Origin of the sequence: Pseudomonas sp. NPDC098740, from assembly GCF_044760065.1 — a bacterium.
GTDB classification, from domain to species: Bacteria; Pseudomonadota; Gammaproteobacteria; order Pseudomonadales; family Pseudomonadaceae; genus Aquipseudomonas; species Aquipseudomonas rossensis.
On the sequence record NZ_JBIWAM010000004.1, the window covers coordinates 60221 to 75946 of the forward strand.

Genomic DNA, 15726 nt, shown 5'->3' on the forward strand with positions numbered 1-15726 from the left:
CATGCGTGTGTGTTAATCCATGTGCGAACCAGGTGGGCGCCTTCCACTGGCAGGATTCGGCGCAATAGAGTTGTTTAGAGTGATCAGAACCGGCTCGTCAATCGCGCTACCGGGGTTTGCTTCAAGCGCGCCGCGCAGGGTGGACATATTGAGTTCATAACTTCCCTTGTCCGTATACAGCTGGCTCAGCAGCGAGGTGGTCACAGCCAGTGAGTCAGCATTTTCAAAGGCTTTGGAACTGGCGTGACAGGCACGGCCCTTATCCGTAACCGGCAGACGTCCCGACGCCAGGTTCAGCAGCGCAGCCACATCCAGCAATTGCCCTCTTTCGCCGTTGCGTCCCGCATCGCGGGCATAGCTGACATCTTCAGTCTGTGCAGTACCGTGGAACACCTCATGAATCAAGTCGTCTGCCACGACGTCATGGTTGAAGCCCAGACCGATGAAGTGCTTGTTGATGTTGGGCGTATAGATTTCGATGAATTTCGTGTCGGATTGGTCTTTTGCATCTTTCCATTGCTTGTAAGCGTCCATGTTGAAAGCAGCAATATTGTTAGTGTTCTTGAGCGGATCGAGAAAAATATTACTGATGGAAAGACCTGCAAAGTCTGCCCTGACCAACCTCAGATAGTTCACCAACCGTTCGAGTGCATCGCTCGAGTTGCTTCCCAGCAATACCTTGATGATTGCGTTGCGTTCCTTCGTCAAGTCAAGACTGGTCAAGACGTTGATCGCGTTATCGATTTTTGTACGCGCCAGCGGCAAGCTTTGCTCAATGAACCGTCGGGTATAGCTGACAGGCAATGTCTTACTGAATCGCGGCAACTGGATAGGTGCCTGAAGGATGAAGTTGTTCAGTTTTGGTCCCCAGGGTTTGCCCAGCCGATCAAGGGCATACCATTGGCGGGCGTTACGCGCTGCCACCACCGTTAGCGTGTCACCGGTTGCACCACTGGGTCGCCAGGTACCCTGTCCGGTGGTATCGGCGCTATTGGCTGCTCGAACCAGGTCGTAGGTTTTATGCCGGCCATTGAGTTTGTGCAACTGGGATTGCGCCAGTCCGAGCATCTCTTGAGCCTGCCTGTTAAAGCGTAGCGCCCCCTTATGGATGAGTTTCCCGGTTCCGAACAATGCCGTAGGCACGCCATCCACGGGGTTGAAGACGGAAACAGAGGTGACGAAAGCGAGCTTGGTCAGACGGGCGGCTTTGGAAGCCGTGGAGATAGCCTTCGCCGAGATGCTCAGTGCTTTGGCGCCAGCCCCCACAAGCGCCCCTCCCACTGCGATGACATCCATAACGCAGCCATACATCCCATCGACCATCTTATTGCGCTCCCCGGAAGATAGATCCTCGATGCACTTTTTAAAGGGAACTACCAGATCGACAATATACGTTGCAGTTTCTTCGCCTTTTTTGCGCTGGGTTTCAAGCTCAGTTGGCACAGTGGCTACTGCTTCAAGTTCGTCAAACGTCATCATCGGACGATTGTTGACGATGAAGTTGGCAATTCGAACAAGCTGCGCATTATCAAAATTCTGATAAATGCTCTGCTTCCGCTCCGACGGCGTAGCAGGCGCGGCAAGTTCACCCAACTTGTCAATTATCGCCACGCTGCTTCTGGGTGAGCTGGCCTCTAGAAGACCATGAGTGTATTCACTAAGGATAATCGGTAATCGTTCTGGAGCCGTCGGTACCTGTTGCGTTTTCAGATCACCTTTAAAATCCACTCTGGCGGCGTCCTGCAATTTTCCTGCATTGGCGATCAGCGCACCAAGTGTGTTGTTTTTACGTAGTTCACCACGCAAGGTAAACAGTTCATAGCACGTAACAGTGTTTTCATAAGAAGCGCACATGACAATACCAAAACGCCCCGTGACAGCATCTTTGCCTTGTTGGGTTTCGTAGTCTATTTCAAGTGTAAGCGGCCCCCCAAAACGGTTGGAAAATGTCTCTATCGCCGCGCCGCGAAGGGTAAAGAAGGTGATCTTACCTTTCAGAAAGTTTTCCAGATCGAAGGGAGACATGTGTGAAAGGGCCATCTTCACATTTCTGACCACCGCATTATTCAAATTGCCGAGATAATCCCGCAGTTGGCGGTGATACTTATTATTATTAGGCTCCATCCGTTGCAGCCTCGGATAGCTTGTGTGAATGCTGACTTTGGATTTGTCGTAGTAACCATTATTTTCTGTATTAGTAAGACGTGCATTCAAATCGGGCTCACCGTAAGCGTGATCGTCGGGGAAAACCCCGAGCAGATCCCACTCGCCACCCACCAGGTCACCGGACATATGCAGCTCGACCATAGACATGGCGGTATGTGAGCCAGGTAGGCCGGGTTGCCGATAGAGCGTTTTATCTTCCAGGGCACAAGTTGGCTCGACGCTCCTGATCGCCGCCCGTGCGATGTCTTTTCTGTTTGGTATGGAACTGGTATAGGCGCGGGCAAGGTGCGTGCGGTCCACGTACCTCTCGAACATTGTCATTGCCCGCTCAGTCGTTTCCTTTTCCGCTTGCTTAAGTTCCGTTGTCGTCACCACGTCATTAATCAGGGCCCAGTCAACGATTGGATCGAGCATTGCCAAATCCCGCAGACGTGCCAGTGGATCACTGACTGGCTCCAGTTCGGCATACGCCATAATCTGCGTATACGTCAAAACCCGCGAAGCTCCCTTGGTGACCGCTTCCACCAGGGCAACTCCAAGGCAGAAGGACACCCAGCCAACCGAACCCATCATCAGCGACGACGGGACACCCTTGACCAGAAATTCTGGCGCGATTTCCGCCAGCAGCAGGTGTGATGCCAATGGCGCCACGACAGGATTCACCCAGCCTTTGGTGTGTAGAAAGGTTTCCAGCTCCTTGCGCACGACCGACGAAGATCGTTCGACATTGGTCGGTGCATACAAATCGAACCCGTCGATACTCTTTCTGGCTTGAGCGTTACCAATGTGCGGATACAGATCCAGCAAAATAGCCGTTATCAATAGTTGCCCAAGATCCTGTGCAGAGACGTCTTGCCCGGATGTTGCACCGAACCAGTCCAGTTCCTTCAGGAGTTTCATGGCGCAGGCTTGGGCCGCCGGAGACTTGACCAACCGATCGATACGTTCGTCGGCGTAATAGTGCGTCACAATGGCGCGACCTGTTTCGCGATAGAGCTTTTCCAACAGCTTTTCGTTCGCACCTACAAGTTTGCCAATGGCCTGCCGAATAGCTTCACGTTGCTCAGCCGACAATACGGCTAACGACTGGTCATAAGCAACAAGTTGGCCCCAATAGTTGCCCAGATCGTCGACGACTGGATCAAACTCAAAAACATCAATCAGATTTTTGGTTTGCGCAGCGTCCGCCGGTACATGCAAGTCATGAAACCTGAGCCATTGATCAACATCCACACTGTCTATCGCGATTATAAAGCCACCAGCTTGCTTGGCGATATCCCCCAGATCCCTGAGTCTACCGGGGACACCTGTTATAGCATGCGCATTAACATCGATTTCTTCCCAGCGCTCTGATGCATCCCTGTACAACTCTATCGTGCCATTTGCAGTCACCCGAATCGATTCCGAATCCTTGGGTCTATTTTCGCGAAGCGAATCAAACACGAATGGATGGTCGGCTAACTTATGCCATATAACGCGCCCTGGCATATGGATTTCATAAAGCGAGGATCCCTCTTCCAACCCAAACTCATACCCTTGCCATTTAAATGACTCTTCTGCTGATTGTTCTTTCAAGGCCTCTTTTAACAACTCCAATACCTGTTGCCGCTCTGCTTCATCTGCCTTTAAACGACTCCGTGACTCCTCTGTAGCGGTAACAGACGAATAAAAACTTTTAGCTTTCAATACAGCACACACAATACCACCTCATATATTTAAATGACTGACAATGTAGCGGGAACGAAGTCTTACTTCTCAGCGCAAAACAAGCCAGTCAAAAACCATTAGATGGAATTTCAGAACCCGCCAACTAACACACGGACAAAAAGAACAATCATTCCATCAACCCCCACTCCCCAAAAGATGAATCGGGGGTAGAAGCGCCATCGTTATGAAATTTAAGTCGCAGTTTTAGATTATTGACAGAGTCGGCGTTTTTTAGGGCTTCGTCTTCGCTGATCACACCTTCCATCACTAATGTAAACAGTGCCCCATCGAAGGTCTGCATACCCAACTCTGCGGACTTTTCCATGATGTTTTTAAGTTCATCCAGTTCATTGCGCCGTATCAGGTCGCCAACGGTCGGCGTTCCCAGCATCACTTCCACCGCCGCCCGTCGCTGACCGTCACGGGTACGCACCAAGCGCTGGGAAACGAAAGCCTTGAGGTTGTTGCCCAGGTCATGCAGGAGTTGCGGCCGCCGTTCTTCGGGGAAGAAGTTGATGATCCGGTCCAGCGCCTGATTGGCGTTGTGGGCATGCAGCGTGGAAATAACCAGATGACCGGTATCGGCAAACGCCAGCGCATGCTCCATCGTCTCGCGGTCACGGATTTCGCCGATCAGTACGACGTCCGGTGCCTGGCGCAGGGTATTTTTCAATGCGGCGTGAAAACTGCGGGTATCGACGCCGACCTCGCGCTGGTTGATGATCGACTTCTTGTGCCGATGGATGTACTCGACCGGGTCTTCGATGGTGATGATGTGGCCACTGCTGTGGCGATTGCGGTAGTCGATCAATGCCGCCAGCGAGGTAGACTTGCCCGAGTCGGTAGCGCCGACGAACAGCATCAGTCCTTGTTTGAGCATCATCGTTTCGAGCAGCACCGGCGGCAGCTTGAGGTCTTCGAAACGCGGAATGTCGAGTTTGATGTTGCGCGCGACGATTGACACATCGTTGCGTTGTTTGAAGATATTGACCCGAAAGCGCCCGATACCGGTCAAAGAAATCGCCAGGTTCATCTCCAGTTCCCGATCGAACTCCAGACGCTGTTCGGCGTCCATGATGGACGCGGCAATGGCCGCGACTTCTCCCGGCTTGAATGGCTGATCGGCCAAGGGTCTAAGCACACCCTCGAACCGTGCGCTGGGTGGCGCACCGGTAGACAGATAAAGATCGGAGCCATTCTGGCTGGCCAGGAGCCTTAACAGTGCATCGATTTCCATGGCAAAAAGCACCCGCGAAGCATTCAATGAATAAAAAGGACCCAAATTGGATCATCCAGCGTCTACTGCGGTACAAGGATAGTTGACACCGCTACACCGACTTAAGTGCAGGACATCTTGATGAACGCATCACCGACCGGCAGCGATGCCCAGGCCTTGATTGCCCGACTGGACTGGAGACGAAGCCCGCTGGGCGCTGCCAGTACCTGGCCGCAAAGCCTGCGAACCGCCGTGGATATCGTGATTCATTCGCCGATGCCCATGCTGTTGCTGTGGGGTCCGCAGCTCACGCAGATCTATAACGACGGTTTTGCCCTGCTGGCCGGCAGCAAGCATCCACACGCATTCGGACAGCCGACGCACCTGATCTGGCCAGAGTTAAAAGACTTTACCGACCCCATTTACAGCGCCGTCCTACAAGGACAGGTGCGGACCTACAGCGAACAACGCTTCACCTTACAGCGCGATGGCCATGATTCCGACTTCTGGCTGGACCTGACCTACAGCCCCATCCGCGATGAAAGCGCCCAGGTCGCCGGGATTCTGGTCACGGCCATCGAAACCAACGAACGCCGACGCATCGCCCTCGAGCTCGAGCAGCGTTCCGCTGCCAGCCTCAAGGCCCAGCACGAAACCGAGGAGCGTCTGCAACTGGCCCTCGCGGCCACCGACGCCGTCGGCACCTGGGACTGGGACATAAACGAAGACCGCTTCATTGCCGACACCCACTTCGCCCAGTTACACGGTATCGACCCGCTGCTCGCCAGCCAGTTGCCCATCAGCGCCTACCTCCAGGGAGTGCACCCGGAAGACCGCGCCATGGTCACCCGCAGCATCAAGCACTCCATCACCCACGGCACCGAGTACGCCGAGGAATATCGCCTACTGCAGGCCGACGGTCAGCTGCGCTGGGTGTTTGCCCGGGGTCGTTGCTACAAGGACCACCATGGCCGGCCGATCCGCTTCCTCGGAGCAGCCCTGGACCTGACCGAACGTAAACACACCGAACAAGCCTTGCGGCAAAGTCAGACCGAGCTGCAACTGATCATTAACGCCATGCCGATCCTGATCAGCTACGTGGACAGCGAGGAACGCTTTCGCCTGAACAATGCGGCCTACCTCGACTGGTACGGGCTGACGCCTCAGGAGCTCTTTGGCAAAACCATCCGTGAAGTACTGGGTGAAGAAGCCTATGCCTTGCGCGCCGAGTACATCGCCCAGGCGCTGTCCGGCAAGCCTTGTTGTTTCAGCATCCGCACCCCGCACCGTGACGGCAGCATCCGCCATGCCCTGATGAACTACTTGCCGCGCCACGGTGCGGATGGTGCGGTGAATGGTTTCTATATCTTTGTGATTGACGAAACCGAGCGCAAACAGACCGAAGAAGCCCTGCGCAATCTCAACGAAACGCTCGAAGAACGAGTCGCCGCCCGCACCCAACAATTGGCCGAAGCCAACCAGCGATTGCAGAACGAGATGTTCGAACGCGAGCGCGCCGAAGAGGCGCTGCGCCATGCGCAGAAGATGGAAGCGCTCGGCCAGCTCACCGGCGGCATCGCCCATGACTTCAACAATATGCTCACCGGGATCATCGGCAGCCTCGATTTGATGCAGCGCTACATCGCCGATGGGCGCGCCGCCGAGGTTGGCCGTTTCACCGAGGCGGCAGTGTCCTCGGCCAACCGTGCCGCCGCCCTGACCCATCGCCTGCTGGCGTTTTCCCGGCGACAGTCACTGGATCGAAAGCCGCTCAACGCCAATGATCTGATCCATTCCCTGGAAGACCTGCTCAGCCGGACCAAGGGCGACCACATCGAGCTCCAACTGCAACTGGCCGATGACGTCTGGCCGGTCAGCACCGACGTCAGCCAGCTGGAAAACGCCCTGCTCAATCTGGTGATCAACGCCCGGGACGCCATGCCCAATGGCGGTGAGTTGCGGATCGAAACGGCCAACGTTTACCTCGACAGCAGTGACATCAACACCCTGGAACCGGTCAAGGCCGGGGATTATCTGATGATCGCCGTCAGCGACAACGGTACCGGCATGACACCGTCGGTGCTGGCCAAGGCCTTCGACCCGTTCTTCACCACCAAACCCATCGGCCAGGGCACCGGTCTCGGGCTGTCGATGATCTATGGTTTTGCCCAGCAGTCGGGCGGGCATGTCAGCCTTTTCAGCTTGCCGGGCCAAGGCACCAGCGTACGTCTGTACCTGCCGCGGCTACACGTTTGCGAGCCGGTCAATACCCTGATGCCGGTCACGAGTGCTGCGCCGGCCGCCATTGCCGGTGAAACCGTGGTGTTGGTGGAGGACGATCCGGCGGTGCGCATGCTGGTGCTCGACCTGCTCAACGAGCTGGGTTATCACGCCCATGAAGCCGAAGACGCGAAGACTGCCCTGCCTCTGCTGGAATCCGACCTGCGGGTCGATTTGCTGGTCACCGACGTCGGGCTGCCGGGGATGAACGGTCGGCAGTTGGCGGAGATTGCGCGTCAGCACCGCCCCGAACTCAAAGTGCTGTTCATGACCGGTTACGCGGAAAAAGCCGCCGAACGCCAGGGCTTCCTGGAGGAAGGCATGGACATGGTGGCCAAGCCCTTTTCCATTGACCTGTTGGCCAACAAGATTCGCGCGATGATCGGTCAACCGGACTGAGTTAAGGCATAATCGCGCCCCCCCGCTGTCACCAACATAGCCACCACCGTTGCAAGGTACTGCCCATGAAAGCTCAAGCCCGCCATATTCTGGTGAAAACCTCGGAAGAAGCCGAACAGCTCAAACAACGCATCGCCAAGGGTGAAGCCTTCGATGTGCTGGCCAAGAAGTATTCCACCTGCCCGTCCGGCAAGCGCGGCGGCGACCTGGGTGAAGTGCGGCCCGGGCAGATGGTCGGAGTCATCGATGCCGTGATTTTCAAAAAACCGTTGCGGGTTGTGCACGGGCCGATCAAGAGCAAGTTTGGGTATCACCTGGTGCAGGTGTTTTACCGGGATTGAGGGGCTTGAAAGGCCCTATGTAGGAGCAGCCGAAGGCTGCGATCTTTTGATCTTGATTTTCAGCGGTCCCGAAAGGAGCAAGATCAAAAGATCGCAGCCTTCGGCAGCTCCTACAGGGGATTGCGTTTTAATCTTTGGGGATCAGTGCGCCGGGCACCTGAATCACCCGGCTCGCCAGCCGATGCCCCGCTTCAGCCGCCTCAACCGGGCTACCGCCCTTGAGCCGACTGGCCAAATACGCTGCGCTAAATGAATCCCCCGCCGCCGTGGTGTCCACCACCCGCTCGACCACCTGCGCCGGCACTTCAAACGACTCTCCATCACAACGAATCAGACACGCCTCGGCGCCACGCTTGAGTACCACCTCAGGCGTGCCAATCTGCTCGTAAGCGGCAAATACCGCCTCGCAATCGGAAAAATGAAACAGCGCCTGCTCGTCATCGACAGTCAGCAATGCCAGGTCGACATAGGGCAGAACGCTGCGATAGGCGGCCCGTGCGTCCTCGATCGACGCCCACAACCGTGGCCGGTAATTGTTGTCGAACACGATCCGCGCATCCCGCTGCCGGGCTTCGACCAGGGTTTCCAGTAACTTCTCCCGACCTTGCACGCCGAGCACCGCCAGGGTGATGCCACTGAAATACAGCACATCGTAATCCGGCAGTGCCGCCAGGATCGGCGCGGCGGCCAGGGTGGTGAAACAATCGCGGACTGCCGCTTCATTGCGCCAGTAGAGAAAACGCCGTTCGCCGACGGCGTCAGTCTGGATGCAATACAAGCCGGGCAATCGGCCGGGCAAGCGCTGGACCATATCGAGCCCGATGTTTTCGTCGGCCCAACTCTGGCACATGGCATCGCTAAAACTATCGTCGCCCAGGGCGGTGACGTAATCCACCGTGCCGCCCTCGCCCAACTCCCGGGACAGGTAGACCGCCGTGTTCAAGGTATCGCCACCGAAACTCTGTTGCAGGCTGCCGTCGGCGCGTTGCTGCAATTCGATCATGCACTCGCCGATCAGGGCGATGCGCGGGGTGTTGGGGCCGAGGGTGCTGATGGTGTTCATGTTGTGGGGTCTCTGGTGTTTCTGTGTTGTCTGGTCGGCCGCCATCGCGAGCAAGCTCGCTCCCACAGGGATTGTGTGAACACTGAAGATCCCATGTGGGAGCGAGCTTGCTCGCGATGGCCGCGCCGCGGTCTGGAGCCTTAGAAACAGGTTTCCATGGTTTCGATGACGTTCAGTTGCTCATCCACCAGACACCCGATACGCCACTTGTCGAACGTCAGGCATGGGTGCGAGGTACCAAAGGAAATAATGTCGCCCACCCGCAACTCAACCCCCGGCGCCACGGTCATGAACGCATGCTGGTCCATCACTGCCGTCACCTTGCAGGCGCTGACGTCGTCGCCCGTCGCCGGCACCACGCCCGCCTTGTAACGCAACAGCGGCACCGGCAACCCGGCGTCGTAGGCCACGTCGCGTTTACCCAGGGCGATCACCGCAAAGCCCGGTTCCGGCAACGACTGCACGTGAGCCCAGACTTCCAGCGCCGGGCGCAGACCTTCGTGCAGGTCGCTGCGGCGGTCGAGCACACAGCATTGCGCTTCTTTATAGATGCCATGGTCGTGAGCTACGTAGCTGCCGGGACGCAGCACGCTGAGGAAACGCCCGCCGGCGTTCTGCGCTTCGAAGGATTCAGCGATCAGGTCGTACCAGGCCGAACCCGACGCAGTAATGATCGGCTTGGGAATGGCGAACGCGCCGCTGTCCTGCAATTGCACGGCCAGGCGCACCAAAGAATCAGCGAACGCACGGATGCCGCTCACCGCGTGATCGCCGTGAATCACCCCTTCGTATCCTTCGATCCCGGTCAGCGCCAGGGCCGGTTGTGCAGCAATGGCTTTGGCCAGCGCGACCACTTCGTCTTCCGTGCGGCAACCGCAACGACCGCCGACCACGCCGTACTCGATCATCACGTTCAAGCGCACACCGCGGGAGGCGAAATACGCGCCGAGGTCAGCGACGTTGTCCGGGTGATCGACCATGCAATGGAAGTCGAAAGCAGGGTCCGTCAGCAGATCGGCGATCAACGCCATGTTCGGCGTACCGACCAATTGGTTGGCCATCAGCACCCGATGCACGCCATGGGCGTAAGCCGCGCGGGTTTGCGTGGCGCTGGCCAGGGTGATGCCCCAGGCACCGGCGTCCAGCTGGCGGCGAAACAGCGCCGGGGTCATGCTGGTTTTGCCGTGGGGGGCGAGTTCGGCACCGCTGTTGCTGACAAAGGTCTGCATCCAGCGAATGTTGTGTTCCAGCGCTTCGCGGTGCAGCACCAATGCAGGCAGGCTGACGTCGCGTACCAGGTTGGCACCTGTGTGGGCAAAGCCCTTTTCCACAGTGGCAGTATTTTTGGCAGAAAACATGGTCGAACTCCTCACATTCGCGGCCGCAGGCAGCCGCTGTTATTCGTTGATGCGACGGGCCAGGCTGTTGGCGCTGTCGATCAGCACCCGGCGGTATTCGTTGTAATTGTTCTTGGCATCGGCCCGTGGGGCGACAATGCACAGGGTCGCAATGGCCACGCCGTTCGGGTCTTTCACCGGGGCGGCGAAGCAATGGGTAAAGGTGTCCGCAACGCTATCGAAAGAGAAGAAGCCGTCGATAGCGGCCTGACGGATTTCACCGAGAAACTGTTCAAGCGGCAGGCATTCACCGTTGGGCAGGATGAAATCATCGTGGTCAATCAGGTCGACGATTTCCTGGTCGCTCAAGTGTGCCAGCAGCAGGCGCCCGGAAGCGGTCCAGGGAATCGGTGCGTTCTCGCCTATGTCCGAGGAAATGCGGAAATGCCGCTCGCCCTCTTTCATCAATGCCACGGTGTACTTGCGCCCGTTGAGCAGGCACATCTGCGCGGTTTCGCGGGTCTGGCTGACGATCTCCTGCAAGGCGTGATCGGCCTCGCGGGTCAGGTCGAAATGGCGCAAGTGCGCCTGCCCGAGGAAGTACAGCTGACGGCCGAGGTAGACGTGACCGTCCTTACCCACGGGCTCGAGAATCCGCCGGTCCAGCAAGGAGGCGACCAATTCGTAGACCGTGGATTTCGGGCTGCCGATGCCGCTGGCGATTTCGTTCGGGCGCAGGGGCTTGCCGACTTCCTTGAGGAAATCGAGGATATCGAACGCCCGATCCAGACCGCGAGCCCGGCGCTTGATGGTGTCTTCGGTCATGTCTGTGTTCCCATTCAAAGTCGCCGGGGAGTTTAATCAGAGTGCGATGTTGACCGTTCGGCCGCCATCGCGGGCAAGCCACGCTCCCACATTAGAATGCGTTTCCCTGTGGGAGCGTGGCTTGCCCGCGATGGGCGCGCCTCGGTTCAGGCCTTTTTCTTGTACGCGATGCAGTCAATCTCAACCTTGCAATCGACCATCATGTTCGCCTGCACGCAGGCCCGCGCCGGTGCATGTTCGCTTTTGAAGTACTCGGAAAACACCTTGTTGAAACTCCAGAAATCCCGCGGATCTTCCAACCACACGCCGGCGCGCACCACGTCTTCGAGACCATAGCCGGCTTCTTCGAGAATGGCGATCAGGTTCTTCATGGTCTGGTGAGTCTGCTCGACGATGCCGCCCGCAATGATCTCGCCGTCCAGCGCCGGCACCTGGCCGGACACGTGCAGCCAGCCATCGGCTTCAACGGCGCGGGCGAAAGGACGGGGCTGGCCGCCACCGGCGGTGCTGCCGGTGCCGTAACGAGTAATGCTCATGAGTGTTTCTCCTGATTGAAAAGTGAAAATTCTTTTGAATAAAATCAGAACCGCGTGTTCTTGAGAAATTCCGCCAGGCGCGGTGATTGCGGGCGTTCGAACAGTTCCTTGGGTGGCCCCTGCTCTTCGATCCGCCCCTGATTCATGAAGACGATCTTGTCCGAGACCTCGAAAGCGAAACGCATTTCGTGGGTCACCAGCAGCATGGTCATGCCGTCCTCGGCCAGGCCTTTGATCACACTCAGCACTTCGCCCACCAGTTCCGGGTCGAGGGCTGAAGTGACTTCGTCGAACAGCATCAAGCTCGGGTTCATCGCAATCGCCCGGGCAATCGCCACACGCTGCTGCTGACCGCCGGACAACTGACCGGGGAAGTGATCGCGCCGCTCCAGCAAGCCGACCCGCTCCAGCCATTTTTCCGCCAGGGCCACCGCTTCATCCTTGTGCAGCTTTTTGACCTTGAGCAAACCGAGGGTGACGTTCTGCAACGCCGTGAGGTGCGGAAACAGGTTGAACTGCTGGAACGCCATGCCGGTCATGGCCCGATGCCGGGCGATGACTTTTTCCGGGTGCCGCACGCGCTTGCCGTTGACCTCGTCATAACCGATGGACTCGCCATCGAGCATGATCTGCCCGCCCTGGAACTCTTCGAGCATGTTCACGCACCGCAGCAGCGTGGTCTTGCCCGAGCCGCTGGAACCGATCAGCGTGACGACGTTGCCGCGCTGCATCGTCAGGTCAACGCCCTTGAGCACTTCGAGCTGGCCGTATTGTTTGTGCAGGCCGCGGATGTCCAGCAGGGCCTGAGCGTTTTGAGTGTTGGAAGGTTGAGTCATGGCAAGGCCACCCGCTTTTCAATGTGCCGGCCGAGTAATTCGATGGCGTAGTTGATGACGAAAAACAGAAATCCGGCGAACAGGTAAAACTCGAGGGTCATGAAGGTCCGGGCGATGATTTGCTGCGTGCTGAGCAACAATTCAGCCACACCGATCACCGACAGCAGCGTGGAGGCCTTGACGATCTCGGTGGACGAGTTGACCCAGGTCGGCAAGATCTGCCGCAACGCCTGAGGCAACAACACGTAACCGAGTGCTTGATAAAACGTCAGGCCGATGGCCTTGCTCGCTTCCATCTGACCGCTGGGCAGCGCTTGCATCGCGCCGCGAACAATCTCGGCGACATGGGAGCCGCAAAACAGCGTCAGCCCCAACGCACCGGCCTGAAAGGCACTGATCTGCCAACCTAGTGCGGGCGCCATGTAGAAGCAGGCCAGCACCAGGACAAACACCGGCGTGCCGCGAATGATGTCGACGTAAAACCGAAACGGCGCGCGCATCCAGAACTTGCCGTAGGTCAGCACCAGACCCGCGACGATGCCGACCATCGTGCCCAACAAAATCGCCAGGGCCGAGACCTGCACGCTGGTCAAAAAGCCTTGCCACAGCACTTCACGGGCAACCCATAACTCATGCAACCAACTGGGGGATTCGTACATGTGGGCCTCCTATCGGCGAATCGCCAGACGCTGCTCGAGGTAACGCAGCATCATGGCAATGAGGTAACAGGCCGCCACATAGAGCGCTGTGGTCACCAGCCAGGTTTCAATCACCCGGTAGCTCTCGACATTGATCTTGCGCGCGTAATAGGTCAGCTCCGGCACGGCAATCGCCGCGGCCAGCGAGGTGTCCTTGAACAGCGAAATGAAGTTGTTCGACAAGGCCGGCAGCACATTTCGCAGCATCACCGGCACGGTGACGTACGCCTTGACCTGCCACTCGCCCAAACCGATCGCCAACCCCGCTTCGCGCTGGCCTTTGGGAATGCTCAACAGACCACCGCGGAACACTTCGGTCAGATAGGCCCCGGCATACAGCGACAGGGTGATGATGAACGACGGGATCTTGTCCAGACGAATGCCCAGACTGGGCAAGGCAAAGTAGATCAACAGAATCAACACCAGAATCGGCGTGTTACGGATCACCGTCACATACACCGACGCCATCACACGCAATGCGCGGTGCTTTGACAGCAAAGCAAACGCCATCATCAGGCCGATCACGCAACCGATGGCGATCGACACCAGCGCCAACTCAAGACCCAGACCGAGCCCCGCCAGCAAGGTGTCGAAATCGCGCCACACGGCGGCAAAATTCAACTGATAGTTCATGGTCAGCGGTACCTTGAACGGGGCGATTTATGACCGCCCCGCTCTCACGGGATCATTTGAATTCGACGGGGAAACCGATGGCTGGAGTCGGGAGATCGACACCGAACCACTGCTTGAAGGAGGCCGCGTAGGTCGGGAATTCAACACCGGTCATGGCTTCATGCAAGGCGGTGTTGACGAAGTTCAGCCAGTCCTGATCGCCGCGCTTGACTGCGCACGCGTAGGTTTGCGGGCTCCAGGCATAAGCCGGGCTGCGATAGCGCCCCTGGTTCTGCACCATCAGGTATTTCACCGACGACTGATCGGTCGCAGCGGCGTCGGCACGGCCGGAGTTCACCGCCTGATACATCAGGTCCACGCTGTCGTACTGATCGACCTTGGCCTTGGGCAACGCCTGATGCACCAGTTCTTCGGCGTACACGTTCTGCAGCACCGCCACGGTCACGCTGTCGCCGGCGGCTTTCAGGTCTTCGATTTCCTTGTACTTGCTGTTGGCCGGCAACAGCAGGCCGACACCTTCGCGGTAGTACGGCAGCGTGAACGCCACTTGCTGGGCACGGCTGGCAGTCACGGTGATGAACTGACAGCTCATGTCGACTTTGTCGGTCAGCAGGCTGGGAATCCGCGCATCGGACGACTGCACCACGAACTCGACTTTGCTTGGGTCGTTGAACAACCCTTTGGCCACCATCCGCGCGATATCGATATCAAAACCCTGCAACTTGCCATCCGCTCCCTGGAAGTGCCACGGCGCATTGGTACTGCCCGTGCCAACAATCAGTTTCCCGCGGGCCAGCACGCTATCGAGCTTGCCGTCCGCCGCCTGGACCACGCCCATGGCAGCAGCTGAAGCTGCGACAAGAAAAATACACGCTTTAAACAAGGAAGGTCGGCGATGCATGGCAAGCACTCCAGGGTGATGTTTATTCCGCTATACCGGATATTGGTATGTAACAACGGAATAGACAGCAGAAAGTGTGCCACAGGATGTGGGCGGAATGTTGGGGAGATTGAAAAACCAGGTGAATCAATAAGATGGGCACAGCACAGGTCACTCTGTTACCCAATGCACACGTCGAGTACCGCTACCGATGGCCACAACGCACGGGTACTTGCACCACATTTGAAGGGTAGCGATTCAAAATGAAGCAGCGCTCTACCTGTAATTTCTGACAGTAGACTCATCGCGGCTGATTCCTTTACCGTCAACAGGCACCCGATGCACTGTGAAAAAGGAGATTTCAATGAGCTCGAAAATCGCTCGCAAAGCGCTGGCCCCGGTCTACCGCAAGGCCCTGAAAACCTGGCGCCCGGTGATCCTGTACTTCGGCAGTCAACACTGCCCCGCCTGCGAAATGGCCGGACCGGTGTTTCGCCAGATCGCTGAGCCGTATCGGCATCACGCGCAGATCTACATGCTGAACACCAGCGAATCCCCCCGCCACCCGGATGTCACCGGCACTCCGACCGTGCTGTTTTACAAGGAGGGGAAGTTGCTGAAAAAGCTCAAGGGAATCGGCACTGAGCAAACCCTGCAGGAAGACTTCGCCAGGCACATCGGCAAGGTGAAACCGGCAACGGTGAAGCGTAAACCGGTTCACGATCTGGCGTGGTTGCGCCAGACCCTGCGAAGGATGTGCACTGTGCGTCGCGCAACTCAGCAGTTGAATCGGCGGGTTTGCTGTTAAT

13 protein-coding genes are annotated in these 15726 nt (G+C 57.5%); 3 read left to right on the plus strand and 10 right to left on the minus strand.

From position 1 onward, the window contains the following. Nucleotides 1-12: 12 nt before the first annotated feature. Both ACIQU2_RS06375 and ACIQU2_RS06380 read right to left on the minus strand, forming a co-directional pair. Nucleotides 13-3864 carry a hypothetical protein gene (locus ACIQU2_RS06375; protein ID WP_403139456.1) on the minus strand — a complete coding sequence of 1284 codons (3852 nt, stop codon included), beginning with the start codon at nucleotides 3862-3864 and terminating at the stop codon, nucleotides 13-15. A gap of 136 nt (nucleotides 3865-4000) precedes the next feature. After that, entirely contained in the window at nucleotides 4001-5110 is a 1110-nt protein-coding gene (locus ACIQU2_RS06380) for a PilT/PilU family type 4a pilus ATPase (protein ID WP_403139458.1), read from the minus strand. A 120-nt stretch (nucleotides 5111-5230) separates the two neighbouring features. Here ACIQU2_RS06380 and ACIQU2_RS06385 point away from each other — a divergent pair, with 120 nt between their 5' ends. Together ACIQU2_RS06385 and ACIQU2_RS06390 are read left to right on the plus strand one after the other, a co-directional pair. Beyond that, entirely contained in the window at nucleotides 5231-7768 is a 2538-nt protein-coding gene (locus ACIQU2_RS06385; protein ID WP_403139460.1) for a PAS domain S-box protein, read from the plus strand. 65 nt (nucleotides 7769-7833) lie between these two features. Next, nucleotides 7834-8109 carry a peptidylprolyl isomerase gene (locus ACIQU2_RS06390; RefSeq protein WP_007898282.1) on the plus strand — a complete coding sequence of 92 codons (276 nt, stop codon included), beginning with the start codon at nucleotides 7834-7836 and terminating at the stop codon, nucleotides 8107-8109. 127 nt (nucleotides 8110-8236) lie between these two features. On the opposite strand, the gene ACIQU2_RS06395 is transcribed toward ACIQU2_RS06390, so the two are convergent. The 8 genes from ACIQU2_RS06395 to ACIQU2_RS06430 all read right to left on the minus strand — a co-directional run bounded on the left by ACIQU2_RS06395 (nucleotide 8237) and on the right by ACIQU2_RS06430 (nucleotide 14938). Continuing rightward, complete coding sequence (locus ACIQU2_RS06395; protein ID WP_403139461.1) at nucleotides 8237-9172, minus strand: sugar kinase; 936 nt, start codon at nucleotides 9170-9172, stop codon at nucleotides 8237-8239. 140 nt (nucleotides 9173-9312) lie between these two features. Continuing rightward, complete coding sequence (locus ACIQU2_RS06400) at nucleotides 9313-10530, minus strand: amino acid deaminase (RefSeq protein WP_403139463.1); 1218 nt, start codon at nucleotides 10528-10530, stop codon at nucleotides 9313-9315. A 39-nt stretch (nucleotides 10531-10569) separates the two neighbouring features. Next, on the minus strand, nucleotides 10570-11334 hold the full coding sequence (locus tag ACIQU2_RS06405; RefSeq protein ID WP_403139466.1) for an IclR family transcriptional regulator: 765 nt from the start codon (nucleotides 11332-11334) through the stop codon (nucleotides 10570-10572). 146 nt (nucleotides 11335-11480) lie between these two features. Next, nucleotides 11481-11870 carry a RidA family protein gene (locus ACIQU2_RS06410; RefSeq protein WP_403139467.1) on the minus strand — a complete coding sequence of 130 codons (390 nt, stop codon included), beginning with the start codon at nucleotides 11868-11870 and terminating at the stop codon, nucleotides 11481-11483. 44 nt (nucleotides 11871-11914) lie between these two features. Then, the gene (locus ACIQU2_RS06415; protein ID WP_347804318.1) at nucleotides 11915-12706 is read right to left on the minus strand and encodes an amino acid ABC transporter ATP-binding protein; all 792 of its coding nucleotides are present in this window, start codon (nucleotides 12704-12706) and stop codon (nucleotides 11915-11917) included. Then, nucleotides 12703-13365: an amino acid ABC transporter permease gene (locus ACIQU2_RS06420; RefSeq protein WP_347804317.1), complete on the minus strand. Its 663-nt coding sequence runs from the start codon at nucleotides 13363-13365 to the stop codon at nucleotides 12703-12705. The genes ACIQU2_RS06415 and ACIQU2_RS06420 overlap by 4 nt, the downstream gene beginning before the upstream one ends. 9 nt (nucleotides 13366-13374) lie before the next feature. Next, entirely contained in the window at nucleotides 13375-14037 is a 663-nt protein-coding gene (locus tag ACIQU2_RS06425; protein WP_008033038.1) for an amino acid ABC transporter permease, read from the minus strand. A gap of 52 nt (nucleotides 14038-14089) precedes the next feature. Further along, nucleotides 14090-14938: a transporter substrate-binding domain-containing protein gene (locus ACIQU2_RS06430; RefSeq protein ID WP_403139471.1), complete on the minus strand. Its 849-nt coding sequence runs from the start codon at nucleotides 14936-14938 to the stop codon at nucleotides 14090-14092. Nucleotides 14939-15281: 343 nt separating this feature from the next. Between ACIQU2_RS06430 and ACIQU2_RS06435 the strand changes: the two genes are divergently transcribed. Continuing rightward, a complete protein-coding gene (locus tag ACIQU2_RS06435; RefSeq protein WP_403139473.1) occupies nucleotides 15282-15725 on the plus strand; it encodes a thioredoxin family protein in 444 nt (147 codons plus the stop codon). Nucleotide 15726 lies beyond the last annotated feature (1 nt).

Excerpts from the sequence above, each read along its gene's own strand:
- ACIQU2_RS06425 (WP_008033038.1), bottom strand. The coding sequence starts at position 14,037 with ATGAACTATCAGTTGAATTTTGCCGCCGTGTGGCGCGATTTCGACACC.
- ACIQU2_RS06400 (WP_403139463.1), bottom strand. The coding sequence starts at position 10,530 with ATGTTTTCTGCCAAAAATACTGCCACTGTGGAAAAGGGCTTTGCCCAC.
- ACIQU2_RS06385 (WP_403139460.1), top strand. The coding sequence starts at position 5,231 with ATGAACGCATCACCGACCGGCAGCGATGCCCAGGCCTTGATTGCCCGA.
- ACIQU2_RS06435 (WP_403139473.1), top strand. The coding sequence starts at position 15,282 with ATGAGCTCGAAAATCGCTCGCAAAGCGCTGGCCCCGGTCTACCGCAAG.
- ACIQU2_RS06415 (WP_347804318.1), bottom strand. The coding sequence starts at position 12,706 with ATGACTCAACCTTCCAACACTCAAAACGCTCAGGCCCTGCTGGACATC.
- ACIQU2_RS06395 (WP_403139461.1), bottom strand. The coding sequence starts at position 9,172 with ATGAACACCATCAGCACCCTCGGCCCCAACACCCCGCGCATCGCCCTG.
- ACIQU2_RS06380 (WP_403139458.1), bottom strand. The coding sequence starts at position 5,110 with ATGGAAATCGATGCACTGTTAAGGCTCCTGGCCAGCCAGAATGGCTCC.
- ACIQU2_RS06410 (WP_403139467.1), bottom strand. The coding sequence starts at position 11,870 with ATGAGCATTACTCGTTACGGCACCGGCAGCACCGCCGGTGGCGGCCAG.
- ACIQU2_RS06430 (WP_403139471.1), bottom strand. The coding sequence starts at position 14,938 with ATGCATCGCCGACCTTCCTTGTTTAAAGCGTGTATTTTTCTTGTCGCA.
- ACIQU2_RS06405 (WP_403139466.1), bottom strand. The coding sequence starts at position 11,334 with ATGACCGAAGACACCATCAAGCGCCGGGCTCGCGGTCTGGATCGGGCG.
- ACIQU2_RS06420 (WP_347804317.1), bottom strand. The coding sequence starts at position 13,365 with ATGTACGAATCCCCCAGTTGGTTGCATGAGTTATGGGTTGCCCGTGAA.
- ACIQU2_RS06390 (WP_007898282.1), top strand. The coding sequence starts at position 7,834 with ATGAAAGCTCAAGCCCGCCATATTCTGGTGAAAACCTCGGAAGAAGCC.